At 62.1% G+C, this 26,033-nt stretch carries 25 protein-coding genes and 1 tRNA gene; 23 read left to right on the forward strand and 3 right to left on the reverse strand.

Annotation, left to right across the window (positions count from 1 at the left end):
• Positions 1-37: 37 nt before the first annotated feature.
• Positions 38-337 (reverse strand): HU family DNA-binding protein, encoded by a 300-nt coding sequence (locus tag AC1Q6J_RS10845; RefSeq protein WP_006020773.1) that lies wholly within the window; start codon positions 335-337, stop codon positions 38-40.
• A gap of 221 nt (positions 338-558) precedes the next feature.
• Between AC1Q6J_RS10845 and AC1Q6J_RS10850 the strand changes: the two genes are divergently transcribed.
• The 22 genes from AC1Q6J_RS10850 to AC1Q6J_RS10955 all read left to right on the forward strand — a co-directional run bounded on the left by AC1Q6J_RS10850 (position 559) and on the right by AC1Q6J_RS10955 (position 21,499).
• Positions 559-635, forward strand: a tRNA-Asp gene (locus AC1Q6J_RS10850).
• A gap of 228 nt (positions 636-863) precedes the next feature.
• Positions 864-1,949: a tartrate dehydrogenase gene (locus AC1Q6J_RS10855; RefSeq protein WP_492279440.1), complete on the forward strand. Its 1,086-nt coding sequence runs from the start codon at positions 864-866 to the stop codon at positions 1,947-1,949.
• Positions 1,950-2,249: 300 nt separating this feature from the next.
• Entirely contained in the window at positions 2,250-2,615 is a 366-nt protein-coding gene (locus tag AC1Q6J_RS10860; RefSeq protein ID WP_024575287.1) for an NADH-quinone oxidoreductase subunit A, read from the forward strand.
• Positions 2,606-3,202, forward strand: coding sequence for a NuoB/complex I 20 kDa subunit family protein (locus AC1Q6J_RS10865; RefSeq protein WP_024575288.1), 597 nt, complete (start codon positions 2,606-2,608; stop codon positions 3,200-3,202). The genes AC1Q6J_RS10860 and AC1Q6J_RS10865 overlap by 10 nt, the downstream gene beginning before the upstream one ends.
• A 6-nt stretch (positions 3,203-3,208) precedes the next feature.
• Positions 3,209-3,829 (forward strand): NADH-quinone oxidoreductase subunit C, encoded by a 621-nt coding sequence (locus tag AC1Q6J_RS10870; RefSeq protein ID WP_492279333.1) that lies wholly within the window; start codon positions 3,209-3,211, stop codon positions 3,827-3,829.
• The gene (locus AC1Q6J_RS10875) at positions 3,829-5,037 is read left to right on the forward strand and encodes an NADH-quinone oxidoreductase subunit D (RefSeq protein WP_492279334.1); all 1,209 of its coding nucleotides are present in this window, start codon (positions 3,829-3,831) and stop codon (positions 5,035-5,037) included. Before AC1Q6J_RS10870 ends, AC1Q6J_RS10875 begins: the two co-directional genes overlap by 1 nt.
• The gene (locus AC1Q6J_RS10880; protein ID WP_492279335.1) at positions 5,037-6,005 is read left to right on the forward strand and encodes an FkbM family methyltransferase; all 969 of its coding nucleotides are present in this window, start codon (positions 5,037-5,039) and stop codon (positions 6,003-6,005) included. The genes AC1Q6J_RS10875 and AC1Q6J_RS10880 overlap by 1 nt, the downstream gene beginning before the upstream one ends.
• A 65-nt stretch (positions 6,006-6,070) precedes the next feature.
• Positions 6,071-6,709 (forward strand): NADH-quinone oxidoreductase subunit NuoE, encoded by a 639-nt coding sequence (gene nuoE / locus AC1Q6J_RS10885; RefSeq protein WP_492279336.1) that lies wholly within the window; start codon positions 6,071-6,073, stop codon positions 6,707-6,709.
• Complete coding sequence (locus AC1Q6J_RS10890; protein WP_492279337.1) at positions 6,706-6,885, forward strand: hypothetical protein; 180 nt, start codon at positions 6,706-6,708, stop codon at positions 6,883-6,885. The genes nuoE and AC1Q6J_RS10890 overlap by 4 nt, the downstream gene beginning before the upstream one ends.
• Positions 6,886-6,895: 10 nt before the next feature.
• Entirely contained in the window at positions 6,896-8,221 is a 1,326-nt protein-coding gene (gene nuoF / locus AC1Q6J_RS10895; RefSeq protein WP_492279338.1) for an NADH-quinone oxidoreductase subunit NuoF, read from the forward strand.
• Between the two features lie 5 nt (positions 8,222-8,226).
• Positions 8,227-10,302, forward strand: coding sequence for an NADH-quinone oxidoreductase subunit NuoG (gene nuoG, locus AC1Q6J_RS10900; RefSeq protein WP_492279339.1), 2,076 nt, complete (start codon positions 8,227-8,229; stop codon positions 10,300-10,302).
• Positions 10,303-10,312: 10 nt separating this feature from the next.
• The gene (gene nuoH, locus AC1Q6J_RS10905; RefSeq protein WP_492279340.1) at positions 10,313-11,353 is read left to right on the forward strand and encodes an NADH-quinone oxidoreductase subunit NuoH; all 1,041 of its coding nucleotides are present in this window, start codon (positions 10,313-10,315) and stop codon (positions 11,351-11,353) included.
• A 13-nt stretch (positions 11,354-11,366) separates the two neighbouring features.
• Positions 11,367-11,855, forward strand: coding sequence for an NADH-quinone oxidoreductase subunit NuoI (nuoI, locus tag AC1Q6J_RS10910; protein ID WP_006020759.1), 489 nt, complete (start codon positions 11,367-11,369; stop codon positions 11,853-11,855).
• 193 nt (positions 11,856-12,048) lie between these two features.
• Positions 12,049-12,687 (forward strand): NADH-quinone oxidoreductase subunit J, encoded by a 639-nt coding sequence (locus tag AC1Q6J_RS10915; RefSeq protein WP_492279341.1) that lies wholly within the window; start codon positions 12,049-12,051, stop codon positions 12,685-12,687.
• Complete coding sequence (nuoK, locus tag AC1Q6J_RS10920; RefSeq protein ID WP_024575298.1) at positions 12,684-12,992, forward strand: NADH-quinone oxidoreductase subunit NuoK; 309 nt, start codon at positions 12,684-12,686, stop codon at positions 12,990-12,992. The genes AC1Q6J_RS10915 and nuoK overlap by 4 nt, the downstream gene beginning before the upstream one ends.
• Before the next feature lie 112 nt (positions 12,993-13,104).
• Positions 13,105-15,186, forward strand: a complete 2,082-nt coding sequence (gene nuoL / locus AC1Q6J_RS10925) for an NADH-quinone oxidoreductase subunit L (RefSeq protein WP_492279342.1) — start codon at positions 13,105-13,107, stop codon at positions 15,184-15,186.
• The gene (locus AC1Q6J_RS10930) at positions 15,186-16,694 is read left to right on the forward strand and encodes an NADH-quinone oxidoreductase subunit M (protein WP_492279343.1); all 1,509 of its coding nucleotides are present in this window, start codon (positions 15,186-15,188) and stop codon (positions 16,692-16,694) included. Before nuoL ends, AC1Q6J_RS10930 begins: the two co-directional genes overlap by 1 nt.
• Before the next feature lie 13 nt (positions 16,695-16,707).
• Positions 16,708-18,135 (forward strand): NADH-quinone oxidoreductase subunit NuoN, encoded by a 1,428-nt coding sequence (nuoN, locus tag AC1Q6J_RS10935; protein ID WP_492279344.1) that lies wholly within the window; start codon positions 16,708-16,710, stop codon positions 18,133-18,135.
• Positions 18,135-18,944: a biotin--[acetyl-CoA-carboxylase] ligase gene (locus AC1Q6J_RS10940; protein ID WP_492279345.1), complete on the forward strand. Its 810-nt coding sequence runs from the start codon at positions 18,135-18,137 to the stop codon at positions 18,942-18,944. The genes nuoN and AC1Q6J_RS10940 overlap by 1 nt, the downstream gene beginning before the upstream one ends.
• Positions 18,945-19,083: 139 nt before the next feature.
• The gene (locus AC1Q6J_RS10945) at positions 19,084-20,778 is read left to right on the forward strand and encodes a ribonuclease J (RefSeq protein ID WP_492279346.1); all 1,695 of its coding nucleotides are present in this window, start codon (positions 19,084-19,086) and stop codon (positions 20,776-20,778) included.
• 29 nt (positions 20,779-20,807) lie between these two features.
• Positions 20,808-21,212: a methylmalonyl-CoA epimerase gene (gene mce / locus AC1Q6J_RS10950; RefSeq protein ID WP_006020751.1), complete on the forward strand. Its 405-nt coding sequence runs from the start codon at positions 20,808-20,810 to the stop codon at positions 21,210-21,212.
• A gap of 8 nt (positions 21,213-21,220) precedes the next feature.
• Positions 21,221-21,499 carry a DUF1467 family protein gene (locus tag AC1Q6J_RS10955; RefSeq protein ID WP_492279347.1) on the forward strand — a complete coding sequence of 93 codons (279 nt, stop codon included), beginning with the start codon at positions 21,221-21,223 and terminating at the stop codon, positions 21,497-21,499.
• A 421-nt stretch (positions 21,500-21,920) separates the two neighbouring features.
• Here the strand turns inward: AC1Q6J_RS10955 and AC1Q6J_RS10960 are convergent, their stop codons facing one another.
• On the reverse strand, positions 21,921-24,065 hold the full coding sequence (locus AC1Q6J_RS10960; protein WP_492279348.1) for a TonB-dependent receptor family protein: 2,145 nt from the start codon (positions 24,063-24,065) through the stop codon (positions 21,921-21,923).
• Positions 24,066-24,123: 58 nt separating this feature from the next.
• On the reverse strand, positions 24,124-24,504 hold the full coding sequence (locus AC1Q6J_RS10965) for a hypothetical protein (RefSeq protein ID WP_492279349.1): 381 nt from the start codon (positions 24,502-24,504) through the stop codon (positions 24,124-24,126).
• Between the two features lie 164 nt (positions 24,505-24,668).
• Here AC1Q6J_RS10965 and proS point away from each other — a divergent pair, with 164 nt between their 5' ends.
• Positions 24,669-25,991 carry a proline--tRNA ligase gene (gene proS, locus AC1Q6J_RS10970; RefSeq protein ID WP_492279350.1) on the forward strand — a complete coding sequence of 441 codons (1,323 nt, stop codon included), beginning with the start codon at positions 24,669-24,671 and terminating at the stop codon, positions 25,989-25,991.
• Positions 25,992-26,033: the final 42 nt, after the last annotated feature.

A 26,033-nucleotide genomic window follows, 5' to 3' on the forward strand; every position in this document is an offset into this window, starting at 1 on the left:
GGAATGGCGTCAGGGCCTTTAAGTCTGGATGCCGGTCTTAGACGGCTTCCTTCAATTCCTTGGCAGCGCGGAAGGCGACCTTCTTGCTCGCCTTGATGTGGATTGCTTCGCCGGTGGCCGGGTTACGGCCCATACGGGCAGCGCGCTTGCGGACCTGGAGAATGCCGAGGCCGACGATGCGGATACGCTCGCCCTTCTTGAGGTGCTTGGTGATCTTGGTGACCAGGTCGCCGAGGATGGTTTCAGCGGTCTTCTTCGACAACTCGTGCTCTTCGGCGAGAGCGGCGGCAAGGTGCTTCAGGGTAACGGTCGCTGGGGTAGCTGCTTTCTTTGCCATATTTGGCCCTCCTCGTGGATACTAGGCTTCACAAAACTAACGGTACATCAGGGCTTAATTGATTCGGGAGCGTCCTGACTACGAGTTTTGCCTGTAAATAGCGCCTTATTTAAATCGACGGTGGAAAAGAGCCTGACACACAAGGGGAAGTGCAACAACCTTGACTTGGCATCCCGCCACCTTTAAGTCCCACCTCCTGTGCGCAGATCGCTTCGGTCTACGCGGGAGTAGCTCAGTTGGTTAGAGCGCCGGCCTGTCACGCCGGAGGTCGCGGGTTCGAGCCCCGTCTCTCGCGCCACGGTTCAAATCTCATCATTTAATCAGTGGCTTATTGGATCCTAAGCGTTTGATCGCGCAACCCGCTCGCGCGGATTGAAGCCGTCGAGCGAACCGCGCCGCCTGCATCCCCGCCAGTTGCGATTGTGCGTTTTGGCGCTCGCGCGCTCTCCTGTATTGCTAGGCGCGCGTCCGGCCGCGGACACCAAGAATGGCTTATCAACACGATAATCAGGCGAGGAACGTCAGCATGGCGACCACCGGGACCAACAGGAAGTACAGACTGGCCGTGATTCCCGGCGACGGCATCGGCAAGGAGGTGGTCCCCGAGGGGCTGCGGGTGCTGGAAGCGGCGGCCAGGAAGTTCAATTTCGAACTGACCCTCGACAGCTTCGACTTCGCCTCCTGCGACTACTACCAGAAGCACGGCAAGATGATGCCGGACGACTGGAAGGCCCAGATCGGCGGCCACGACGCGATCTTCTTCGGGGCGGTGGGCATGCCCTCGATTCTGCCGGACCACATTTCGCTGTGGGGCTCGCTGATCCAGTTTCGGCGGGAATTCGACCAGTACGTGAACCTGCGCCCGGTGCGCCTGATGCCCGGCGTGAAGTCTCCGCTGGCGGGTCGAGCGCCCGGGGACATCGACTTTTTCGTCGTGCGCGAGAACACCGAGGGCGAATATTCATCCATCGGCGGCCGGATGTTTCCGGGCACAGACCGTGAGGTGGTGATCCAGGAAACCGTCATGTCGCGCACCGGCGTCGACCGGATTTTGAAGTTCGCCTTTGAGCTTGCGCAAAGCCGCCCGAAAAAGCACCTGACGTCCGCCACCAAGTCGAACGGTATTTCGATCACGATGCCCTATTGGGACGAGCGCGTGGAGGAGATGGCCAAGGCCTATCCGGGCGTGAAGTGGGACAAGTATCATATTGATATTCTGGCCGCGAACTTCGTCCTGCATCCCGACTGGTTCGACGTTGTGGTCGGCTCGAATCTGTTCGGGGATATCCTGTCCGACCTCGGTCCGGCCTGCACCGGCACCATCGGGATCGCGCCGTCCGGCAGTCTCAATCCGGAACGCAAGTTTCCCTCGCTGTTCGAGCCGGTTCACGGCTCCGCGCCGGACATCGCCGGGAAGGGGATCGCCAATCCCGTCGGGCAGATATGGTCGGCGGCGATGATGCTGGATCATCTCGGCGAGCCGGAAGCGGGCAAGGCGATTGTGACAGCAATCGAGACCGTTCTGGCGGATGAAAAGCTGCGGACGCGGGACCTCGGCGGCAAGGCCGACACGGTTGCATGCGGCAAGGAAATCGCGCGCATCTTGTCATAATCAGCGCCCGAGATGGGGGACTACGCCGAAGGTCGTAGATCCCGTTGTTCCCGGCGTCGTTTCCAAGCCTTGCTTCTCATGTCTCGCTTCGCTGCCAATAAGCACCGCACATGGGTCTATCGGTGGAGCTTATTGACGGCGGGAGGTCCCGGTGCAAGCGGGTTTCCGATCGGCGATAACAGCGGCTCAGGCCTCAAAACAGCTTGTCTTGCCCTCCCTGTTGCGCTGCGCTATCCCTTTCGAACCATTCCAATGTTTCGCGAATCTGCGGGACAAAATCGGGCAGCATGAGGGTCGCCGATGGGCGGAATTCTGCAGAATTACCTGCCACTTGTTGTGTTTATCGGGGTCGCGACCGTGATCGGTCTGGCGCTTCTGATCGCACCGTTCATCGTGGCCTATCAGCAGCCCGATCCGGAAAAGCTTTCTGCCTATGAATGCGGCTTCAATGCATTCGATGACGCGCGCATGAAATTCGATGTGCGGTTCTATCTGGTCGCCATTCTTTTCATCATCTTCGATCTGGAAGTCGCCTTCCTGTTTCCGTGGGCAGTGGCGTTCGGCAAGCTCGGCCTGGCCGGGTTCTGGTCGATGATGGTGTTCCTCGCCGTGCTGACTGTCGGCTTTGCGTATGAGTGGAAGAAGGGAGCCCTGGAATGGGATTGAGCCCGAACACGGCGCCTTCGATCATGCAGCCCGCGGTCTCGCAGGCGGCGACGGGGATTCTCGATCCGCGTACCGGCCAGCCGGTCGGCGCGGATGACAAGTATTTCCTCGAGATCAACAGCGAGCTGTCCGACAAGGGCTTTTTCGTTGCGGCGACCGATGACCTGATCACCTGGGCGCGCACCGGCTCCTTGATGTGGATGACCTTCGGCCTGGCGTGCTGCGCGGTCGAGATGATGCAGGTGTCGATGCCGCGCTATGACGTCGAGCGCTTCGGCTTTGCACCGCGTGCGTCGCCGCGCCAGTCCGACGTGATGATTGTCGCCGGCACGCTGACGAACAAAATGGCGCCGGCGCTGCGCAAGGTCTACGACCAGATGCCGGAGCCGCGTTACGTGATCTCGATGGGATCGTGCGCCAACGGCGGCGGCTACTATCACTATTCGTATTCGGTGGTGCGCGGCTGCGACCGCATCGTGCCCGTCGATATTTATGTTCCGGGCTGTCCGCCGACCGCGGAGGCGCTGCTGTACGGCGTGCTGCTGTTGCAGAAGAAGATCCGGCGCACCGGAACGATTGAACGGTAATCGCACATGGATGATGCGAAGCTAGACGCTCTTGGCCAGACCATTGTGGCCGCGCTTCCCGGCGCGGCGCTCGGGCATTCGGTTGCGTTCAATCAGCTCTCGATCTCGGTCGATCTTGCGAAGATCGTCGATGTCGTCCGCGTGCTGAAGACCGATCCGCGCTTCCGCTTCGTGAACTTCACCGACGCGACAGCGGTGGATTATCCGGGCCGCGAGAACCGTTTCGACGTGATCTATCACCTGATGTCGCCGGTCCTGAATGCGCGCATCCGCCTGCGCGGCGAGGCGAACGAGACCACGCAGGTGCCGTCGATCATCTCGGTGTTTCCGGGCGCGGACTGGTTCGAGCGCGAGACCTACGATCTCTACGGCGTCATCTTCACCGGACATCCGGATATGCGTCGCCTGCTGACCGACTACGGTTTCGACGGTCATCCGCTGCGCAAGGACTTCCCGCTGACGGGCTTTGTCGAGGTCCGTTACGACGACGCGGAGAAGCGCGTGGTGTACGAGCCGGTGCGGCTCAATCAGGAGTTCCGCAAATTCGACTTTCTCTCGCCGTGGGAAGGCGCGGACTATCCGCTGCCGGGTGATGAGAAGGCTGAAACGCCGAAGGCAGGTGGCTGATGACCGAGGCAGCTCGCACCGAAGCACCTGGAATGCGCAACTTCACCATCAACTTCGGGCCGCAGCATCCGGCCGCGCACGGTGTGCTGCGTCTGGTGCTGGAGCTTGACGGCGAAGTCGTCGAGCGCGTCGATCCGCATATCGGTCTGCTTCATCGCGGCACCGAGAAGCTGATCGAACAGAAGACCTATCTGCAGGCGATCCCGTATTTCGATCGGCTCGACTACGTCGCGCCGATGAATCAGGAGCATGCGTTCTGCCTCGCGGCGGAAAAGCTGCTCGGCATCACCGTGCCGCGCCGCGGCCAGTTGATCCGCGTGCTTTATTGCGAGATCGGCCGCATCCTCTCCCATCTGCTCAACGTCACCACGCAGGCGATGGACGTCGGCGCGCTGACGCCGCCGCTCTGGGGCTTCGAAGAGCGCGAAAAGCTCATGGTGTTCTACGAGCGCGCATCCGGCTCGCGCATGCACGCGGCGTTCTTCCGTGTCGGCGGCGTGCATCAGGACCTGCCGCCCGCGCTGATCAATGACATCGATGCGTGGTGCGATCCGTTCCTGAAGGTCTGCGACGATCTCGAAACGCTGCTCACCGACAACCGCATCTTCAAGCAGCGCAACGTCGACATCGGCGTGGTGACGCTTGAGCAGGCCTGGGAGTGGGGCTTCTCCGGCGTGATGGTGCGCGGTTCGGGCGCGGCGTGGGATCTGCGCAAGTCGCAGCCTTACGAATGCTACGCCGAGATGGATTTCGATATTCCCATCGGCAAGAACGGCGACTGCTACGACCGTTACTGCATCCGCATGGAAGAGATGCGTCAGTCGGTGCGCATCATGAAGCAGTGCATCGAGAAGCTGCGCGCGCCCGAGGGGCAGGGGCCGGTTGTTGTCGAGGACAACAAGATCGCGCCGCCGCGCCGGGGCGAGATGAAGCGCTCGATGGAAGCACTGATCCATCACTTCAAGCTTTACACCGAAGGCGTTCGCGTCCCCGCCGGCGAAGTCTACGCCGCGGTCGAGGCGCCGAAGGGCGAGTTCGGCGTGTTCCTGGTCGCCGACGGCACCAACAAACCGTACAAGTGCAAGATCCGTGCGCCGGGTTTCGCGCATCTTCAGGCGATGGACTTCATCTGCAAGGGCCATTTGCTCGCCGACGTGTCGGCGATTCTCGGCTCCCTCGATATCGTGTTCGGCGAGGTGGACCGCTGATGTCCCAGCCGCCGATCCAGTTCGACCGAACGACCGGTGACATGCGCGGGGCTACGCCCTGGGAGCGCACCATCGGCTTCGCGCTGCTCGCGGGATCGAAGGTCGGGGCGTATATCTCGCATCGCGGCTACAACGGCGCGGCCAATCTTCTCAAGACACTGCTGCCCGAGCGCGACATCAATATCATGCTCAATCCGGACGCGACGTTTTCGTTTCCTTTCGGCGACGGCTACTGGAGCAAGCTGCTCAACCGCACCTTCAAGTACGAGGACGAACTCGAACTGTTCCTGCTGGACTCGCGGGACGTCGATTACACGCTGATCGATTGCGGCGCCAACTACGGCTACTGGTCGGTGATGGTGTCCAGCAAGCGTTTCGGCTCGCGGCCTTCGATTGCGATGGAACCGTCGTCGCGGAATTTCCCGCGGCTGGCCCACAACGCGAAGATCAACGGCAACCGCTTCGAGGCGGTCAATGCCGCCATCGGCTCCGCGCGCGGCACGGCGCGTCTGTCCGGCACCAAGCATGAAGCGTTCAGCATCGCTGGCGCCCCGGAAGCCGGCGGCGAGGACGTAAAGGTGCTTGCGCTCGACAACCTGATCGAGGACGGCAAGATCCCGGCGCAGGGCAAGTACATCATCAAGCTCGACGTCGAGGGCGTCGAGATCGACGCCATGAAGGGCGGCAAGCGGATTCTGGAGACGGATTCGGTCGTGGTCTGCGAGGAACACGGCAACGATCCGACCCACAGCGTGTCGCGCTACATTCTCGAACAGACGCCGATGAAGGCAATCATCCACGATCCGGCGACGGATCGCTTCGAAGCGCTGACCCAGTTGTCCACGCTCGACCGTATCAAGGTCGCATCGCACGTCGGCTATAACGTGTTCGCGACCTCGAGCGTGTTCTGGGAGCAGCGTATCTACAGCATGAATTCAGGCAACGCGCGCCGCGCCATGACGCAGTGAAGCTTAACGCAGTAAGACTTGGTGCAATGAGACTTGGCGCAATGAAAGATCGAAAGAGTTAAACGATGGCCGTCCGCCGTTTGGCCCCGAAAGAAGTGCAGCCCGCAAGCTTCGCGTTCAGCGCGGAGAATCTGGCGTGGGCGAAGGCCCAGATCGAGAAATATCCGCCCGGCCGTCAGGCCTCGGCGGTGATCCCGATCCTGTGGCGTGTGCAGGAACAGCATGACGGCTGGGTCTCGGAGGTTGCGATCCGCGCGGTCGCGGACCTGCTCGACATGCCCTACATCCGCGTGCTGGAAATCGCGACCTTCTACACGATGTTCCAGCTCGAGCCAGTCGGCAAGAAGGCGCATGTGCAGGTTTGCGGCACGACGCCGTGTATGCTGCGCGGCGCGAAGGATCTGATCGAGGTTTGCAAGCATCGCATCCATCACGATCCGTTCCACGTGTCGGCTGACGGCAACTTCTCGTGGGAAGAGGTCGAGTGCCTCGGCGCGTGCGTGAACGCACCGATGGTGATGATCTGGAAGGACACCTACGAGGATCTGACGCCGGAGAGTCTGAACAGGGTGCTCGACGGCTTCGAGACTGGCAATCCGCCGAAGCCCGGTCCGCAGATCGATCGCCAGCATGCCGCGCCCGCGGCCGGCCTGACGTCGCTGAACGGCGAAGCGGCGAATCCTCCGAAAGGAGAGAAGTCATGAGCGGTGCCACGCTTCGCTACATTGCGCTTCACGCGGTTGTCGCCGCCGTTTTCATCTTCTTTCTGAATTTCTACATTCTGAAAACCGAACTCCAGTCAGCCGTGTTCTGGGCCATTGGCTTCGGTGCGATGGCGGGCGGGCTCGCCTATCAGCAATCCAAGCGTTCAGGGTCTTAAGGTAGCGACTATGCTCGACGACAAGGACCGCATCTTCCGCAATCTCTATGGTCAGGGCGACTGGGGCCTCGAGGGTGCGCGCCGCCGCGGCGCGTGGGATGGCACCAAGGCGATCATCGACCGGGGCCGCGACTGGATCGTTGCCGAAATGAAAGCGTCGGGCCTGCGCGGGCGCGGCGGGGCGGGATTTCCGACCGGCATGAAATGGTCGTTCATGCCGAAGGACAATGCCGACGGGCGTCCGAGCTATCTTGTGGTCAATGCCGACGAGTCCGAGCCGGGCACCTGCAAGGATCGCGAGATCATGCGGCACGATCCGCATCTGCTGGTGGAAGGCTGCCTGATTGCCAGCGCCGCCATGGGCGCGCACGTCGCTTACATCTATGTGCGCGGCGAGTTCATCCGCGAGCGCGAGCACCTTCAGGCGGCGGTCGATCAGGCCTATGAGGCGAAGCTGATCGGCAAGGACAACATTCACGGCTATCCGTTCGATCTGTACGTTCATCACGGTGCCGGCGCGTATATCTGCGGCGAAGAGACCGCGCTGCTCGAAAGCCTCGAGGGCAAGAAGGGCCAGCCGCGCCTGAAGCCGCCATTCCCGGCCAATGTCGGTCTCTATGGCTGCCCGACCACAGTGAACAACGTCGAGTCGATCGCAGTCGCGCCGGACATTCTTCGCCGGGGGGCGGCGTGGTTCGCCGCCATCGGCCGTCCGAACAATGTCGGCACCAAGCTTTACGGCATCTCAGGCCACGTCAACACGCCGTGCGTCGTTGAGGACGCCATGAGCATTCCGTTCAGGGAACTGATCGAGAAGCATGGCGGCGGCATTCGCGGCGGCTGGGACAATCTGCTGGCGATCATTCCCGGCGGCGCGTCGTGTCCGCTGATCCCGGCGGCGGATTGCCAGGATCTGATCATGGATTTCGACGGCACCCGCGCGGTGAAGTCGAGCTTCGGCACCGCCGGCGTCATCGTGATGGACAAGTCCACCGACGTGGTCGCGGCGATCGCGCGTATCTCTTACTTCTTCAAGCACGAGAGTTGCGGCCAGTGTACGCCGTGCCGCGAAGGCACCGGCTGGATGTGGCGCGTGCTGTCGCGCATGGTCGAGGGCCGCGCCCACAAGCGCGAGATCGACATGCTGCTGGAAGTCACCAAGCAGGTCGAAGGCCACACCATCTGCGCGCTCGGCGACGCGGCGGCATGGCCGATCCAGGGACTGATCCGCGCCTTCCGTCCGGAGATCGAACGGCGCATCGACGATTTCACGCGCAAGTCGACCATCGATGACATCGGTGTTCTCGATCCCGTCAACATGGTCGCGGCGGAGTAATGGCGATGACCAAGATTCTCGTCGACGGAAAAGAGATTGACGTTCCTGCCGAGTACACGCTGCTTCAGGCGTGCGAGGCGGCGGGCGCCGAGATTCCGCGCTTCTGCTATCACGAACGGCTGTCGATCGCCGGCAACTGCCGCATGTGCCTTGTCGAGGTGAAGGGCACGCCGAAGCCGGTGGCGAGCTGCGCCTGGGGCGTGCGCGATTGCCGCCCGGGCCCGAAGGGCGAATTGCCGGAAATCTCGACACGCTCGCCGATGGTGAAGAAGGCGCGCGAAGGCGTGATGGAGTTCCTGCTGATCAACCATCCGCTCGATTGCCCGATCTGCGATCAGGGCGGCGAGTGCGATCTGCAGGATCAGGCGATGGGCTACGGTGTGGACACCAGCCGCTTTGCCGAAAACAAGCGCGCCGTGGAAGACAAGTATATCGGCGCGCTGGTGAAGACCTCGATGACCCGCTGCATTCAATGCACGCGCTGCGTCCGCTTCACCACGGAGGTTTGCGGCGTGCCGGAACTGGGTCTGACCGGCCGCGGCGAGGACGTCGAGATCACGACGTATCTCCAGAGCGCGCTGACGTCCGAATTGCAGGGCAATCTTGTCGACATCTGCCCGGTCGGCGCGCTGACATCGAAGCCATATGCATTTGCCGCGCGTCCGTGGGAACTGGGCAAGACCCAGTCCATCGACGTGATGGATGCGATCGGCTCTGCGATCCGCGTCGATACCCGCGGCCGCGAAGTGATGCGCATTCTGCCGCGCGTCAACGAGAATGTGAACGAAGAGTGGATTTCCGACAAGACGCGCCACATCGTCGACGGTCTGCGCACCCAGCGTCTGGATCGTCCGTACATCCGTGAAAACGGCAAGCTGCGCGCGGCGACCTGGACCGAAGCTTTCGCGGCGATCGCCAGGGCGGTTGCCCGCTCCGATGGCCGGCGCACCGGCGCCATTGCCGGCGATCTCGCCGCGGTCGAGGAGATGTTCGCGCTCAAGGAACTGCTCACCTCGTTCGGGTCGGCGAATTTCGCCACCCAGGATGGCGGCGGGTTCGATCCGAAGGCGGGCCGCGGGTCGTACATCTTCAATCCGACCATCGCGGGCATCGAACAGGCCGACGCGCTGCTGATTGTCGGCTCCAATCCGCGCAAGGAAGCTGCCGTTCTCAACGCACGCATCCGCAAGCGCTGGCGCACGGGTGCGCTCAAGATCGGTGTGATCGGCGACAAGGCCGATCTGACCTACGATTATGAGCATCTCGGCGCAGGCACCGATACGCTGGGCGATCTCGCCGCTGGCAAGCACTCGTTCGCCGACGTGCTGAAGGGCGCGAAGCATCCGATCGTGCTGGTCGGCGCGGGCGTTGCCGCCCGTCACGATGGCGCGGCTGTGCTGTCGCAGGCCGCCAGGCTCGCTGTCGATCTCGGCGCGCTGAAGGACGGCTGGAACGGGTTTGCGGTGCTCCACAACGCGGCGTCGCGCGTCGGCGCGCTCGATATCGGCTTCACGCCGGGTGCGGGCGGCCTCAACGTCGCGCAGATGACCACGTTCGGCACGCTCGATGTGTTGTTCTCGCTGGGCGCGGACGATGTCAGCCCGGCCGACGGTACGTTCGTGGTTTACATCGGCACTCACGGCGACAAGGGTGCGCACCGTGCCGACGTGATCCTGCCGGGCGCCGCCTACACCGAGAAAGCCGGTCTTTACGTCAACACCGAAGGCCGGGTGCAGATGGCCAACCGCGCCGCGTTCCCGCCGGGGGATGCACGCGAGGATTGGGCGATCATCCGCGCGCTGTCGGACGTTCTCGGCAAGAAGCTGCCGTTCGACTCGCTCGGGCAACTGCGCCAGGCGATCTTCAAGGCCGCGCCGCATCTGATGCGGATCGACCAGATCGAAGGCAACGACGCGGCGGGCGTGAAAGCGCTTGCGGCGCGCGGCGGCACGGTTGAGAAGGGCACATTCAAGAGCCCGGTCGAGGATTTCTATCTGACCAATCCCATCGCGCGGGCATCCGCGGTGATGGCCGAATGTTCCAAGCTCGCCTCCGGGCAACTTCTGACGGCGGCGGAGTGAGCGTGATCCGATGACCGAATTCTTCGCAAGCGAGTTGTGGACGGGCTACCTCTGGCCGATCATCATCATGGTCGCGCAGAGCGTGCTGCTGCTCGTGCTGTTGCTGGTCGCTATCGCCTATATCCTGCTGGCCGACCGCAAGATCTGGGCGGCGGTGCAGATCCGGCGCGGCCCCAACGTGGTGGGGCCGTGGGGCCTGCTGCAATCGTTCGCGGATCTGCTCAAGTTCGTGCTGAAGGAGCCGACCATTCCGGACGGCTCGAACAAGGCCGTGTTTCTGCTCGCGCCATTGGTGTCGTGCGTGCTTGCGCTGGCAGCGTGGGCGGTGATCCCGGTCAATCTCAACTGGGTGATCGCGGACATCAACGTCGGCATCCTCTACATCTTCGCGATCTCGTCGCTGTCGGTCTACGGCATCATCATGGCCGGCTGGTCGTCGAACTCGAAGTACCCGTTCCTCGCGGCGCTTCGCTCCGCCGCGCAGATGGTCTCCTATGAAGTCTCCATCGGCTTCGTCATCATCACTGTGCTGCTGTGCGCCGGGTCGCTCAATCTCACGGCTGTCGTCGCGGCACAGGACACCAAGCTCGGCATTCTCGGCTGGTACTGGCTGCCGCTGTTCCCGATGTTTGTGATCTTCTACGTATCGACGCTGGCGGAGACCAACCGCCCGCCGTTCGATCTGGTCGAAGCGGAATCCGAACTGGTCGCCGGCTTCATGACCGAATACGGCTCGACGCCGTATCTGCTGTTCATGCTCGGCGAGTATGTCGCCATCACCACCATGTGCGCGCTGGCGACGATCCTGTTCCTCGGCGGCTGGCTGTCGCCGATCCCGTTCGCGCCGTTCACCTGGGTGCCGGGCGTGATCTGGTTCGTGCTGAAACTGTTCTTCATGTTCTTCCTGATCGCGATGGCGAAGGCGATCGTGCCGCGCTACCGCTACGACCAGCTCATGCGGCTGGGCTGGAAGGTGTTTCTGCCGTTGTCGCTGGCGATGGTCGTGATTGTCGCCGGTGTGCTGCAATTCGCGGGGCTTGCACCGAAATGATGGGTACAGATTCATGGGCATAGCAAGCACAGCCAACCAGCTTCTGCTGAAAGAGTTCGTCTCGGCGTTCATCCTCGCCATGCGGTACTTCTTCAAACCGAAGCCGACGCTGAACTATCCCTTCGAGAAGGGACCGATCTCGCCGCGCTTCCGCGGCGAGCATGCGCTGCGCCGTTATCCGAACGGCGAGGAACGCTGCATCGCCTGCAAGCTGTGCGAGGCGATCTGTCCGGCGCAGGCCATCACCATCGAGGCCGGGCCGCGCCGTAACGACGGCACGCGCCGCACCGTGCGCTACGACATCGACATGGTGAAGTGCATCTATTGCGGGCTCTGCCAGGAAGCTTGCCCGGTCGACGCCATCGTCGAGGGCCCGAACTTTGAATTCGCGACGGAAACGCGCGAGGAGCTTTATTATGACAAGGCGAGACTGCTCGCCAACGGCGACCGCTGGGAGCGCGAGATTGCGAAAAGCATCGAACTCGACGCGCCGTACCGGTGAGGATGTTGGATATGTTGTTCCGTAAACTTCCAACGCGCACGATCGGCTCTCTCCCCCCTTGCGGGGGAGAGGTGGAGAGGGGGGTATGCCTCCCTCTCGGTGATCGTATTTCACCCCCCTCCCTGACCCTCCCCTGCAAGGGGGGAGGGAACAGTGCGGCGCGATCGCGGGTAAATGAGTGGGGTCTTCATTCATGATCGGTCCCGCACTCTTCTTCTATCTCTTTGCCGGCGTCTGCGTGGCGTCGGCGATCATGGTTGTGACCTCGCGCAACCCCGTGCATTCCGTGCTGTTCCTGATCCTCGCGTTCGTCAACGCGGCGGGATTGTTCATGCTGCTCGGGGCGGAGTTCCTCGCGATGATCCTCGTCGTGGTTTATGTCGGCGCGGTCGCGGTGCTGTTCCTGTTCGTGATCATGATGCTGGACGTGGACTTCGCCGAACTGCGCCAGGGATTCATCGAATATCTGCCGGTCGGCCTGCTGATCGGAGCGGTGTTCCTCGCAGAACTGCTTCTTGTCGCGCTCGGCTGGGCGATCAATCCTGCGATCTCGAAGGCGATCACGTCGCCGATCCCGGGCGGGGTCAGCAACACCGAAGCGCTCGGCCTCGTGCTTTACACGAAGTATCTGCCTTACTTCCAGCTCGCGGGTCTGGTGCTGCTGGTCGCCATGATCGGCGCCATCGTGCTGACGCTGCGGCACAAGCCGAGCGTCAAGCGGCAGGACATCAACGCGCAGAACGCGCGCACCAAGGCCGCCGCGATGGATGTGCGCAAGGTCGCGTCGGGGCAGGGCCTTCAGGACGCCGATTCCGGGGAGTGGGTGCGATGACGATCGGTCTCGGTCACTATCTCGCGGTCGCCGCCATCCTGTTCACGATCGGCATTCTCGGCATCTTCCTCAACCGGAAGAACGTCATTGTCATCCTGATGTCGATCGAACTCATTCTGCTCGCCGTAAATATCAATCTGGTCGCGTTCTCCTCGTTCCTCGGCGACATCGTGGGACAGGTGTTCGCGCTGCTGGTTCTGACGGTGGCCGCGGCTGAAGCGGCGATCGGGCTTGCCGTGCTGGTGGTGTTCTTCCGAAATCGCGGTTCGATCGCGGTCGAGGACATCAATCTGATGAAGGGCTGATGAGCATGACCCCGAAAAGTGGGAACCGGTTTTCGGATCAGATCATGCTCAATACTAAGAGTAGAGGTCGGGTGATGCGTTGTGCTGTCAGGCTTCGCTCAGGGGCGCTGCAATGATTCAGGCTATCGTTTTCCTGCCGCTGATCGGCGCGCTCATTGCGGGCGCGGTGTCGCTGTTTGGCGCGCATTCACGCAATCCGAGTGGCGACGAGATGGATCATGCCCACGGTCACGATGACCACGGGCACGGCACCGCTCACGCCCATGCGGCGCATGACGATCATGGACATGGCGACCACGGACATAACGATCATGGCCCGGCCGAGCCGCCAGCGGCTGGCTCACGCACCGCCGAAATTGTCACGACCGCGCTGCTGCTGATTTCCGCCGCGCTATCATGGATGACGCTGGTCGATGTCGGATTCTTGCATCACGACGCGCGCGTGCAATTGTTCACCTGGATCGGCTCCGGTGACCTCATCGTCAACTGGGCGTTGCGTGTCGATACGCTGACCGCTGTGATGCTGGTGGTGGTGACCTCGGTGTCGTCGCTCGTGCATCTGTATTCGATCGGCTACATGAACGAAGATCCGAACCGCCCGCGGTTCATGGCCTATCTCTCGCTCTTCACCTTCATGATGCTCATGCTGGTGACCGCCGACAACCTCGTGCAGATGTTCTTCGGCTGGGAAGGCGTGGGTCTTGCGAGCTATCTGCTGATCGGCTTCTGGTTCCAGAAGCCGTCGGCCAACGCCGCCGCCATCAAGGCGTTCGTCGTCAACCGCGTCGGCGACTTCGGCTTCCTGCTCGGCATCTTCTCGATCTTCATGATGGTCGGCTCGGTCGATTTCGACACGATCTTCGCAGCGGCCCCGGGCCTGACCGGCAAGACCATCCACTTCTTCGCCTGGAACATCGACGTGCTGACGCTGATCTGCCTGTTCCTGTTCATGGGCGCGATGGGCAAGTCCGCGCAGTTCCTGCTGCACACCTGGTTGCCGGACGCGATGGAAGGTCCGACGCCGGTGTCCGCGCTGATCCACGCCGCGACCATGGTGACCGCAGGCGTGTTCATGGTGGCGCGCCTGTCGCCGCTGTTCGAACTCGCTCCGAATGCGCAGGCCGCCGTGATGCTGATCGGCGCGACCACCGCGCTGTTCGCCGCCACGATCGGCCTCGTGCAGAACGACATCAAGCGCATCGTCGCTTACTCGACCTGTTCGCAGCTCGGCTACATGTTCGTGGCGATGGGCGCGGGGGCCTATTCGGTCGGCATGTTCCACCTGTTCACCCACGCCTTCTTCAAGGCGCTGCTGTTCCTGGGCTCCGGCTCGGTGATCGTCGCGATGCATCACGAGCAGGACATCCGCAACATGGGTGGCCTCAAGGACAAGATTCCGTTCACCTACATCACCATGGTGATCGGCACATTGGCGCTGACGGGCTTCCCGCTGACGGCGGGTTACTTCTCCAAGGACGCGATCATCGAGTCCGCCTTCGTCGCGCACAATCCGTTCGCGCTCTACGGCTTCCTCTGCACCGTGATCGCCGCGGGCCTGACCTCGTTCTACTCATGGCGTTTGATCTTCAAGACGTTCCATGGCGAGCCGCACGACCAGAAGCACTACGAGGCGGCGCATGAGAGCCCGTACACCATGCTGATCCCGCTGGCGGTGCTGGCGGTCGGCTCGATCCTCGCCGGCTTCCCGTTCAAGGAGCTGTTCGCGGGCCACGGCATTCATGAGTTCTTCCGCGAGTCGCTGAAGATGAACCCGCACATCATCGACGAGATGCATCATATTCCAGCGGCGATTGCCTACCTGCCGACGGTGATGATGGTGATCGGCTTCTTCGTCTCGTGGCTGTTCTATATCCGCAAGCCCTATCTGCCGGTCGAACTCGCGAACCAGCATCCGGGCCTGTACCGCTTCCTGCTCAACAAGTGGTACTTCGACGAACTGTACGAGTTCCTCTTCGTCCGGCCGGCCAAATGGTTCGGACGCTTCCTGTGGAAGAAGGGCGACGGTTTCATCATCGACGGGTTCGGTCCCGACGGCGTCTCCGCCCGCGTGCTCGATGTCACGCGTAACGTCGTGCGGCTCCAGACCGGCTATCTCTATCACTATGCATTCGCGATGCTGATCGGCGTGGCCGGTCTCATCACGTGGTTTATCTTCGGTCTCGGGGGCCAATGATGACAACCTGGCCCATCCTTTCCGTTGTGACGTTCCTGCCGATCGTCGGCGCGATCCTGATTTATCTCAGTCGCGGCGATGACGAGGCCGCGCGCGGCAATGCGCGCTGGATCGCGCTGTGGACCACGATCATCACCTTCGCGGTGTCGCTCATTCTGGTGATGCGGTTCGATCCGTCGAATCCGGGCTTCCAGTTCGTGGAAAAAGCGCCGTGGCTCGCCAACACCATTACCTATCACATGGGTGTCGACGGCATTTCGCTGCCGTTCGTGATCCTGACCACGGCGCTGATGCCGTTCTGCATTCTGGCCAGCTGGAAGTCGGTCACGCAGCGGGTGCGCGAATACATGATGGCGTTTCTGTTCCTCGAAACGCTGATGGTCGGCACGTTCTCCGCGCTCGATCTCGTGCTGTTCTATCTGTTCTTCGAAGGCGGCCTGATTCCGATGTTCCTCATCATCGGCGTCTGGGGCGGCCCGCGCCGGGTCTATGCCAGCTTCAAGTTCTTCCTCTATACGCTGCTCGGCTCGGTGCTGATGCTGCTCGCCATCATGGCGCTGTATCTGAATGCCGGGACCACCGATATCCCGGCTCTGATGAACACGGCGGTCCCGCGCAGCCTTCAGACCTGGGCGTGGCTGGCGTTCTTCGCCTCGTTCGCGGTCAAGATGCCGATGTGGCCAGTTCATACCTGGCTGCCGGATGCGCACGTCGAGGCGCCGACCGCGGGGTCCGTCGTGCTGGCGGCGATCCTGCTGAAGATGGGCGGCTATGGCTTCCTGCGCTTCTCGCTGCCGATGTTCCCGCTGGCGTCGCATGACTTCGCGCCGCTGATCTTCACGCTGTCGACGGTTGCGATCGTCTACACGTCGCTGGTCGCGCTGATGCAGGAAGACATCAAGAAGCTGATTGCTTATTCGTCCGTGGCGCACATGGGTTTCGTCACCATGGGCATTTTCGCGGGCACCATGCAGGGCGTTGCCGGCGGCGTGTTCCAGATGGTGTCGCACGGCATCGTCTCGGGCGCGCTGTTCCTTTGCGTCGGCGTGGTCTACGACCGGCTGCATACCCGCGAGATCACTGCCTATGGCGGCCTCGTGAACCGGATGCCGCTCTATGCCTTCGTGTTCATGGTGTTCACGATGGCGAACGTCGGCCTGCCGGGCACCTCGGGATTCGTCGGCGAATTCATGACCCTGATCGGCACTTTCAAGGTCAGCATCCCAACCGCGACGATTGCGACGCTGGGCGTGATTCTATCGGCGGCTTACGCGCTGTGGCTGTACCGCAAGGTGGTGTTCGGCATACTCGACAAGCCGTCGCTGGCGAGCATCAAGGATCTGACGCTGCGGGAAGGGATCATTCTCGCGCCGCTGGTGATCCTCACCATTCTGTTTGGCGTGTATCCGAAGCCGGTCCTCGATATGTCGGCGGCGTCGGTGCAGCAGCTTGTCAACAACTACAACACCGCCATTACCGCCGTGAAAGCGGCGGCGCTGGTTCAGTAACGGAATCGGGTCGATGACTTTCGCAGGATATTCGCTGCTTCCCGTGCTGCCGGAACTGGTGCTGGCCGCCGGTGCCATGGCGCTTTTGATGCTGGGCGCGTTCCGCGGCCCGCAGACGACGTCGCTGGTGACCGCCATTGCCGTCCTTCTGCTCGTTGTGACGGGCGCTCTCGAACTGTGGCTGCCGGCCGGAAAGCTGACGACCTTCGGCGGCAGCTTCATCGTCGATGATTATGCGCGGTTCCTGAAAATCCTGACGCTGCTTGGCTCCGCCGTGACGCTGATCCTTTCGCGCGCCTATCTCGCGGAACAGGCGAAGATCTTCGAATACGCGATCCTGGTGGTGCTCTCCACCGTCGGCATGATGGTGCTGATCTCCGCCGGCGATCTCATCATGCTCTATCTCGGCCTGGAACTGATGAGCCTTGCGCTCTACGTCGTGGCCGCGAGCCATCGCGACGATACCAAGTCGACCGAAGCCGGTCTGAAGTACTTCGTACTCGGCGCGCTGTCGTCCGGCATGCTGCTGTACGGCGCGTCGCTGATTTATGGTTTCACGGGCACTGTGAGCTTCGCAGGCATCGCCGCGGAAGCGAAGAGCGGCAACATCGGCCTGCTGTTCGGACTGGTGTTCCTGCTGGCCGGTCTCTGCTTCAAGGTTTCCGCGGTGCCGTTCCACATGTGGACGCCCGACGTCTATGAAGGCGCGCCGACGCCGGTCACCGCGTTCTTCGCGTCCGCGCCGAAGGTTGCCGCGCTCGCCGTGTTCGCGCGCGTGGCGCTCACCGCGTTCCCCGGCATCGTGCCGCAGTGGCAGCAGATCGTGGTGTTCGTCTCCATCGCCTCAATGGCGCTGGGATCGTTCGCGGCCATCGGCCAGAAGAACATCAAGCGCCTGATGGCGTATTCGTCCATCGGCCACATGGGTTTCGCGCTGGTCGGCCTTGCCGCCGGGACGGAGCAGGGCGCGCAGGGCGTGCTGGTCTATATCGCGATCTACGTCGCCATGACGCTCGGCACCTTCGCCATCATCCTGGCGATGAAGCGCAATGGCCGGGCTGTCGAGACCATCGGCGATTTCGCCGGACTGTCGCGCACCAATCCGGTGCTGGCGTTCTTCTTCGCGATGTTCCTGTTCTCGCTGGCGGGCATTCCGCCGCTCGCCGGGTTCTTTGCGAAGTTCTACGTGTTCCTCGCCGCGATCAAGGCTGGACTGTTCACCCTCGCGGTGATCGGCGTTGTGACCAGCGTGGTGGGCGCGTTCTATTATCTCGCCATCGTCAAGGTGATGTACTTCGACGAGCCGAAGGACGCGATGGAGCCGATGGGCGTCGAGCTTCGGGTGGTGCTGGCTGTCGCCGGCATCTTCAACGTGCTGTTCTTCGTCTATCCCGCACCGCTGGTAAACGCAGCCACGGTGGCCGCGAAGTCGCTGTTTTAATGACGTTCGCGCTCGGTCCGCGAGCCGTCTCGCAGGGATATCGCCTCGAGACGTTCGACAGCATCGGATCGACCAATGCCGAGGCCCTCGAGCGGGCGCGGGCGGGTGAGCGCGGGCCGCTCTGGCTGGTAACGGATCTCCAAACCGCTGGACGCGGACGCCGTCAGCGCGCATGGATTTCCCCGCGCGGTAATCTTGCCGCTACCATCGTCGAGACGCTGGACGTGCAGCCTCCAATTGCCGCGACGCTTGGATTTGCCGCAGGTCTCGCGCTTGAAGCTGCCTTGCAGGCGGTGAGCGTGGAGCATCGGATGCGATCCGGCGGATCGGGCAGCACAAAATTTCTCCTGAAATGGCCGAACGATGTTCTGGCGGACGGCAAGAAGCTGTCCGGTATCCTGCTCGAGGCGGAAACGATCGGCGGGGATCTCGCTGTCGCCGTCGGCATGGGAACCAATGTGATCTCAGCACCTGAGGGAACGCCGTATCCGGCGACCTCTCTGGCCTCGCTCGGCATCACGGCCGGAGCCGGCGACCTGTTCATGGCGCTCTCCGATGCGTGGGCCGAGTTCCGCGGCATCTGGGACAACGGCCGGGGCTTCGGCGAAATTCGCAGCCTCTGGCTCGATCGTGCGGCCGGGCTCGGTGAGGCTGTCTCGATCCAGTCGAACGGAACGAGCATTGAGGGTACTTTCGAGACCATCGATGAGACCGGATGCCTGATCGTCGCCGGACGTGATGGCAAGCGCACAATCATCGCCGCCGGCGATGTCCATTTTGGATCAGCCAAATCGTCTGGAGCAGCCTGATGTCCAGTACCGCCGATCTGAAGTTGCTACACCATTTGACGCAAGTTCGGCCTCAGGAACTTCAGATCGAAAGCGGTGCTGAGGCTTTGAGTTTGCTGGTCCCCTTGAGTTTCCGAAGTTCATTTGAGAGCGCGCTGCAATGACTAATGAACTTCGGAAACTGGGTACTAGCCCCGACGAACTGACTTTCGCGCCGCTCGGCGGCATCGGCGAGATCGGCATGAACCTGTCGATCTACGGCCTCGGCAAGGGGCAGCAGCGAAGCTGGCTCGCGATTGATCTCGGCGTCTCGTTCGGCAACGAGGAACACCTGCCGGGCATCGACGTGGTGATGCCGGACATCCGCTTTCTGGTGAAGGAGCGGAAGAACCTTGTCGGGCTGGTTCTGACCCATGCGCATGAAGATCATTTCGGCGCGATCATCGATCTGTGGCCGCAACTGAAATGCCCGATCTATGCGACGCAGTTCAGCGCCGCGCTGTTCGAGGCCAAATGCGCCAGCGAGCGCAATCCGCCAAAGATTCCCGTGACCGTGATTCCGTCCGGCGGCACCGTCCAGATCGGCCCGTTCAGCGTCGAATTCATTCCGGTGGCGCATTCGATTCCGGAATCCCATGCACTCGCGATCCGCACGTCCGCCGGAACCGTGCTGCATACCGGCGACTGGAAGATCGACCCGACGCCGATCATCGGCAAGCCGACCGACGAGAAGCGGTTGCGCGAAATCGGCGACCAAGGTGTCATGGCGCTGGTCGGCGACTCGACCAACGCGGTGCGCGAAGGCCGCTCGCCGTCCGAACGGGAAGTCGCGAAGAACATCACCGAACTGGTGAAGGCCGCGCGCGGACGCGTGGCGGTGACAACATTTGCTTCCAACGTGGCGCGGCTGCGGGCCGTCGCGGATGCCGCGAAGGCGGCCGACCGCGAGGTCGTCGTGGTCGGCCGCGCAATGGAGCGGGTGGTGCAGGTGGCCCGCGAGACCGGCTATCTCGATGGCGTGCAGGCGTTTCGCAGTGCTGACTACTATGGCAACTTTCCGCCGGACAAGGTGCTGGCGCTCTGCACCGGCAGCCAGGGCGAGCCGCGCGCGGCGCTGGCCCGCATCGCCAACGACGATCATCCGCAGGTGACGCTCAACAAGGGCGATACCGTGATTTTTTCGTCGCGGACCATTCCCGGCAACGAGAAATCGGTCGGTGCGATCATCAATGGCCTGATCATGCAGGGCGTTGAGGTCATCACTGACCGGACCCACATGGTGCATGTTTCCGGCCATCCCCGGCGCGACGAACTGCGCGACATGATCTCGTGGGTTCGTCCGCAACTGCTGATCCCGGCGCACGGCGAGGCGCTGCATTTGTCCGAGCATGCCAAGCTCGCGCGCGAGTGCGGCGTGCCGAAGGTGCTGATCTGCAAGAACGGCGATCTGGTGCGGCTGGGTCCGGGCGATCCGGCGATCATCGCGGAACTGCCGAGCGGGCGGCTCTACAAGGACGGCAACATCCTCGAACCGGACAAGGCCCGCGCCGTGATCGAGCGGCGCCGGCTGGCGTTTGCAGGCTGCGCATTCGTCGCCATCGCGGTCACCGACAAGGGCGATCTTGCCGACGATCCCGAGGTTGATCTGGTCGGCATTCCGGAAAAGAATAAGGAAGGCGAGGTGATCGCGGACGAGGTGTTCGATCTCGTCGTCTCGACGGTGGAGAACCTGCCGCGGGCGCGCAAGCGCGATCCCGATGCGATCGCCGAGTCCGTGCGGCGCGCTGTCCGCTCCGAGATCAACGACCAGTGGGGCAAGAAGCCGCTTTGCGTCGTTCACGTGCTGATGGTTTGATTCCCGTCGATATTCTGAAGGAGCTAAAAATGCTGGGCCGGCTCAATCATGTGGCGATCGCGGTGAAGGACGCCGAGAAGGCCGCGCAGATCTATGGCAAGGCATTCGGCGCGGAAATTTCCGGCGCGGTGCCGCTGCCCGAGCATGGCGTCATCACGGTATTTGCGACGCTGCCCAACACCAAGATCGAATTCATCCAGCCGCTTGGCGAGGATTCGCCGATCGCGAAGTTTGTCGAGCGTAATCCGGACGGCGGCATCCACCACATCTGCTATGAAGTGCCCGAGATCATTGCCGCGCGTGATACGCTGATCGCGGAGGGAGCCCGCGTGCTGGGCGACGGCAATCCAAAGATCGGCGCGCACGGCAAGCCGGTGCTGTTCCTGCATCCCAAGGATTTCTCCGGCGCGCTCGTCGAAATCGAACAGTCTTGAGAAATTAGATGGTCTATTCGGTCTCAACCGCGTTCGCGATCTACTTCGTACTCTGGTGGGTGGTGCTGTTCGCAGTGCTGCCGTTCGGCGTGCGCAGTCAGATGGAGAATGGCGAAGAAGAGATCGCCGGCACCGATCCCGGCGCGCCCAGCGCCGCGCGGATGGGACGCAAGCTGCTATGGACCACGGCGATCTCGGCGGTGATTTTCGCGATCGGGATGTGGGCCTTCAGGGCCGGTTACCTGAATATCGAGCGCCTGTCGCAGCTCATGGGCATTCCGCTCTAATCGCGCACCCGCACCGGCGATATATTTCATCCTGAGTATGTAGCGTTTGTGCTCGATGTAACCGAGCGCGCAACTTCAAATATGCCCGAAAGAAAAAAGAGCAGGGCCGAAGCCCTGCTCGAAAAATTGTGTCGACCCTATTTTCCCCGAAAAAGTTGGATTTATCCTTGGTTAGACGGGGCGACGCTGCTTGTGCGCGTCAGGGGCTCCTCCCGAGACTTGGACCACCAGACGATGCGACGAATAGCCGTATCGCGCTGACGCGTTTTTGTAGCCGAAGGATTCCGAGTTGTCACGTTTTTCAGCAATAAATGTCCAGTTTTGCGGCAGCGCACAATTTTTCGGATTCGAGCCGATAACAGGCCGTTTTTGAAGGGGTTTTGGAGCGCGCGGATTTGCGCGCTCCAATAATGGTGCCAAACTACCATCTCACTTTCATTCCGGCGTAAACGGCGCGCCCTGTGCCGGGCTCGAACAGCGCGGAAGTGGCGTTTGCGTTTCGCGCGATGCTCGTGCTTGCGATGTAAGCCGTATTCGCGATGTTGCGTGCCTCGAGATATATCGAGTACTTGCCATCATCGACGCCGGCCTTCAGGCCCCAGATCGCGTAGGCCTGCGTGGTGAACGAGTTGGCGTTATCCACGTAGTAGGCCTGCGGCACCCATTCGATATTCGGGCCGATGTAGAAACCGTTCGCGTGCTTGTAGAGCGCCTCGGCGCGCAGGAAGTGACGCGGCGCGCCGGGCAACTGGTTGTTGCCGAAGGTCGCGTCGTTGTCGAAGCGGAAGTCGTTGTAGGTGTAGGCGAGGTTGATCCACAGCTTGTCCGCGTCGGGCGTGAAGATGTTCTTCAGCACCGCGACGCCCAGGCCCGCCTCGATGCCCTGATGGACCGTGCGGTCGGCGTTGATCACATTGCACGAGCCCGGGGTTGCTATGGTCGTCAGACACTGGAGTTCGTTCTTGATTTCGGCACGATAGCCGGTGAGCTCCCACGTCAGGTCAGGCCGCTTGCCGCGTGTGCCGATTTCATAGGTCGTCGCCGTCTGCGGGCGGATCAGATAAAACGGAATTCCAACCATCGCCGAGCCTTCGCCGAAGCTTGGCACTTCGGCGCTGCGCGAGATGTTGGCGAAGGCCTGCCAGGTCGGGTCGATATCCCAGAGCAGTCCGGCCTTCGGGCTCCACAGGTTGAACTCCGTTGAGCCGCTCGATGTCGCGCCGGACCGGGCGGTGCGATCGCGCGTCGCGTACAGGAACTGCGTGCCGCCGATCGCCGCGACGTTTGGCAGGAAGTAGAACGAGTTCTCCACGTAGACAGACGTGTTCTTCGATTTGTCGAGCGACGAGGAAAGCAGCGCACCCTTGTAGCCGCCGATGTTCTGATACTGCTTGTTGTCGATCTCGCCGTTGACGACATTGACGCCTGCGACCAGCCGGTTGCGGAAGCCGCCGATGATCCGGTCATCGGTGACTTTGCCGAAGCCACCGTAATCCTTGTACTGATAGTCCAGCCACTGGAAGATCGGGTGCATCAGGTGGCGGTCCACCGCGAAGGCACCGAACTCCACCGTGGTCGCGCCGAACCGGATTGTCGTTTTGTTGGCGATCCGTCCGCTGTCGATGTTGCGCTGCTGGTCGTTGATGACGTTGCCCGCAGCTGCCGTCTCGGGAGAGGTGAGAGCCGATGCTCGTGTCACCGATCCCGGAATGCGCTGACGGATGTCATTGGCGTTGATGTAGAAGCGCGTCTCGAAGTCGGGCGAGAACTGATAGCCGATGTTGCCGCTGGCGCGGGTCGAGTGGCCGTAGCTGTGATCGCGGAAGCCCTCGGCGCTCTGGTTCGACGCCGTGAAGAAAGCGTCCCACGGACCGTTGGCGCCGCCGACGCTGCCCTGGAAGCGGCGATAGCCGAACGCGCCCATGTCGATGCCTGCGCTGTTCACCTTGGCGTCGCGGCCGGTCGGGGTCACGAAATTGATCGCGCCGCCGAGCGAGTTGGCGCCAAACTGCAAGGCGTTCGCGCCCTTGTAGACCTCGACATACTTGTAAGCGGTCGGATCGATTTCCTGGAAATCACCGTAGCCGTCGGACGTGTTGATCGGGATGCTGTCCATGTAAAGCTGGACGCCGCGCAGATGGAAGTTGCGCGACAGGGACGAGCCGCGAATCGAGAGGCGGGTGTCGTCGCCCCATTTCGGCTGCGCGAAGACGCCGGGCACATAGCCGAGGACATCCTTGATCGTGCTGGCGACGGAGTTGTTCTTGTAGTCCTCCGCGGAAACGATCGCGACGCCGCCGGGCGTCTGCTGAATCTCCTGGCGGGCCTGATCGGCGGTTTTGACGCCGAGCTGTTCAGGCACGGCAGGTGCCGGACTCTGCGCAGCGCGGGTTGGTATGACGATGCGGCTTCGCGCCGGGCGAGGCTGCCTTTCCGCCTCAACATTGACTGTTGGGAGAGTTTGCGGGGGCGCGGTTTGCGCGTCGGATTGCGTGACGGGGATCGCAGCAGCGATTGACGCGGACGCCAGCAAAATGCTGCGCGCCCGTCTTGAAACGGAAAACATGGATTGAGTTCCACCAATAAGATTGACGATTGAACGGATGCGCGAAAGCGCTAAGTCGTCAGCTCAGGTGGGGAGGGCCGCGGGGCTGGTGATCGCTGGTTGCAAAAAGCGCGATACCGTCGTCGTGCTGCACCGTTTCGAACAGAACACGCAGCGCGATGCGGATGGCCAGCGCCGGGCTCTGCGGCGGCTGGTCAGCCATCGCCGCGGCACTGGACAGGCACAGCGGGCAGCGGACGATCGGCTTGGCGGGATCGCTGTTGCCGTCGGCGTCAGGGGCCGCTGAACTGCCGTTGAGGCAGAGTTCGTGCAGGGCGTTGAACTTGAGCGGCGAGATCGAGGCCAACAGGGCGCTGGTCAGCATCACGTTGAAGACAAGCGCGTAGACTGCGACAAACGCAGCCCATCGTCCTATCGATCTGATCCGTGTTGCAGCCATTGAAACCCCATCAGGCTGTTACCACGGGGCGCGGGAACCGCAAATGGCCCCAAAACCACACCCATGCTTCCTCTTGTGTTTTGCCATTTGATCCGCTTTCACTGAAAAGGTTCCCAAGCTTCCCCACCGATTCCCGTATCAATCCCGAAACCCTGAGTGTTCCCATGCGATTGTCGCGTTTTTTTCTGCCAATTCTCAAGGAAACGCCCAAGGAGGCGGAGATCGTGTCGCATCGCCTGATGCTGCGCGCTGGCATGATGCGGCAGGAGGCGGCGGGCATCTATGCGTGGCTGCCGCTCGGCTTCAGGGTGCTGAAGAAGATCGAGCAGATCGTGCGCGAGGAGCAGAACCGCGCCGGCGCCATCGAACTCCTGATGCCGACGTTGCAGCTTGCGGACCTTTGGCGCGAGAGCGGGCGTTATGACGCCTACGGGCCGGAGATGCTGCGCATCCAGGATCGCCACAAGCGCGAGCTGCTCTATGGTCCGACCAACGAGGAAATGATCACGGAAATCTTCCGGTCCTACGTGAAGTCTTACCGGAGCCTTCCGCTCAATCTCTATCATATCCAATGGAAATTCCGCGACGAGCAGCGCCCGCGTTTCGGTGTGATGCGTGGCCGCGAATTCCTGATGAAGGACGCGTATTCGTTCGATGTCGACGAGGCAGCGGCGCGGCTGTCCTACAACCGCATGTTTGTGGCTTACCTTCGCACTTTCGCCCGCATGGGGCTGAAGGCGATCCCGATGCGGGCCGAGACCGGACCGATCGGTGGCGATCTGTCCCACGAGTTCATCGTTCTGGCGGAGACCGGGGAGTCCGGCGTGTTCTGCAACAAGGATGTTCTCGACCTGCCGGTGCCGGGCGCGGATGTGGACTACAACGGCGACCTGACACCGATCATCAAGCAGTGGACCGATCTCTACGCCGCCACCGAGGACGTTCACGACGCGGCGCGCTATGAGAGCGAAGTGCCCGCCGACAAGCGGGTGCAGACCCGTGGCATCGAAGTCGGGCAGATCTTCTATTTCGGCACGAAGTATTCCGACACGATGAAAGCGGTTGTGTCCGGCCCGGACGGCGCGGAGAAGCCGATCCATGGCGGCTCCTATGGCGTCGGCGTCTCGCGTCTTGTCGGCGCGATCATCGAGGCCTGCCACGACGAGAACGGCATCAAGTGGCCAGAGGAAGTTGCGCCGTTCCGCGTCGCGATCCTCAATCTCAAGCAGGACAGCGAGGAAACCGGGGCGGCCTGCGAGAGGTTTTATGCTGCGCTGAACGCCAGGGGCGTCGACGTGCTTTACGACGACACCGACCAGCGGCCGGGCGGCAAGTTCGCCACCGCCGACCTGATTGGTATTCCCTGGCAGGTGTTGATCGGCCCGAAGGGCCTTGCCGAGGGCAAGGTGGAAATCAAGCGCCGCAGCGACGGATCGCGCGAGTTCATGAGCCTGGATGAGGCGATCAACCGCTTCACGCAATCATGATCGTCCACTGAATAATCTTCGGTAAGGTCGCGGTCGCTGCGG

Source organism: Afipia sp. MLSD5-FHT05B12 (assembly GCF_058793355.1).

Bases quoted from the DNA above. Each gene is read 5' to 3' on its own strand.
- AC1Q6J_RS10945 (WP_492279346.1), top strand. From the start codon at position 19,084: ATGACTAATGAACTTCGGAAACTGGGTACTAGCCCCGACGAACTGACT.
- AC1Q6J_RS10880 (WP_492279335.1), top strand. From the start codon at position 5,037: ATGTCCCAGCCGCCGATCCAGTTCGACCGAACGACCGGTGACATGCGC.
- nuoH (WP_492279340.1), top strand. From the start codon at position 10,313: ATGACCGAATTCTTCGCAAGCGAGTTGTGGACGGGCTACCTCTGGCCG.
- AC1Q6J_RS10930 (WP_492279343.1), top strand. From the start codon at position 15,186: ATGACAACCTGGCCCATCCTTTCCGTTGTGACGTTCCTGCCGATCGTC.
- AC1Q6J_RS10860 (WP_024575287.1), top strand. From the start codon at position 2,250: ATGGGCGGAATTCTGCAGAATTACCTGCCACTTGTTGTGTTTATCGGG.
- nuoG (WP_492279339.1), top strand. From the start codon at position 8,227: ATGACCAAGATTCTCGTCGACGGAAAAGAGATTGACGTTCCTGCCGAG.
- AC1Q6J_RS10865 (WP_024575288.1), top strand. From the start codon at position 2,606: ATGGGATTGAGCCCGAACACGGCGCCTTCGATCATGCAGCCCGCGGTC.
- AC1Q6J_RS10915 (WP_492279341.1), top strand. From the start codon at position 12,049: ATGATCGGTCCCGCACTCTTCTTCTATCTCTTTGCCGGCGTCTGCGTG.
- nuoK (WP_024575298.1), top strand. From the start codon at position 12,684: ATGACGATCGGTCTCGGTCACTATCTCGCGGTCGCCGCCATCCTGTTC.
- nuoF (WP_492279338.1), top strand. From the start codon at position 6,896: ATGCTCGACGACAAGGACCGCATCTTCCGCAATCTCTATGGTCAGGGC.
- nuoI (WP_006020759.1), top strand. From the start codon at position 11,367: ATGGGCATAGCAAGCACAGCCAACCAGCTTCTGCTGAAAGAGTTCGTC.
- AC1Q6J_RS10955 (WP_492279347.1), top strand. From the start codon at position 21,221: ATGGTCTATTCGGTCTCAACCGCGTTCGCGATCTACTTCGTACTCTGG.
- AC1Q6J_RS10870 (WP_492279333.1), top strand. From the start codon at position 3,209: ATGGATGATGCGAAGCTAGACGCTCTTGGCCAGACCATTGTGGCCGCG.
- AC1Q6J_RS10875 (WP_492279334.1), top strand. From the start codon at position 3,829: ATGACCGAGGCAGCTCGCACCGAAGCACCTGGAATGCGCAACTTCACC.
- proS (WP_492279350.1), top strand. From the start codon at position 24,669: ATGCGATTGTCGCGTTTTTTTCTGCCAATTCTCAAGGAAACGCCCAAG.
- AC1Q6J_RS10845 (WP_006020773.1), bottom strand. From the start codon at position 337: ATGGCAAAGAAAGCAGCTACCCCAGCGACCGTTACCCTGAAGCACCTT.
- AC1Q6J_RS10855 (WP_492279440.1), top strand. From the start codon at position 864: ATGGCGACCACCGGGACCAACAGGAAGTACAGACTGGCCGTGATTCCC.
- mce (WP_006020751.1), top strand. From the start codon at position 20,808: ATGCTGGGCCGGCTCAATCATGTGGCGATCGCGGTGAAGGACGCCGAG.
- nuoN (WP_492279344.1), top strand. From the start codon at position 16,708: ATGACTTTCGCAGGATATTCGCTGCTTCCCGTGCTGCCGGAACTGGTG.
- AC1Q6J_RS10890 (WP_492279337.1), top strand. From the start codon at position 6,706: ATGAGCGGTGCCACGCTTCGCTACATTGCGCTTCACGCGGTTGTCGCC.
- AC1Q6J_RS10965 (WP_492279349.1), bottom strand. From the start codon at position 24,504: ATGGCTGCAACACGGATCAGATCGATAGGACGATGGGCTGCGTTTGTC.
- nuoL (WP_492279342.1), top strand. From the start codon at position 13,105: ATGATTCAGGCTATCGTTTTCCTGCCGCTGATCGGCGCGCTCATTGCG.
- AC1Q6J_RS10960 (WP_492279348.1), bottom strand. From the start codon at position 24,065: ATGTTTTCCGTTTCAAGACGGGCGCGCAGCATTTTGCTGGCGTCCGCG.
- AC1Q6J_RS10940 (WP_492279345.1), top strand. From the start codon at position 18,135: ATGACGTTCGCGCTCGGTCCGCGAGCCGTCTCGCAGGGATATCGCCTC.
- nuoE (WP_492279336.1), top strand. From the start codon at position 6,071: ATGGCCGTCCGCCGTTTGGCCCCGAAAGAAGTGCAGCCCGCAAGCTTC.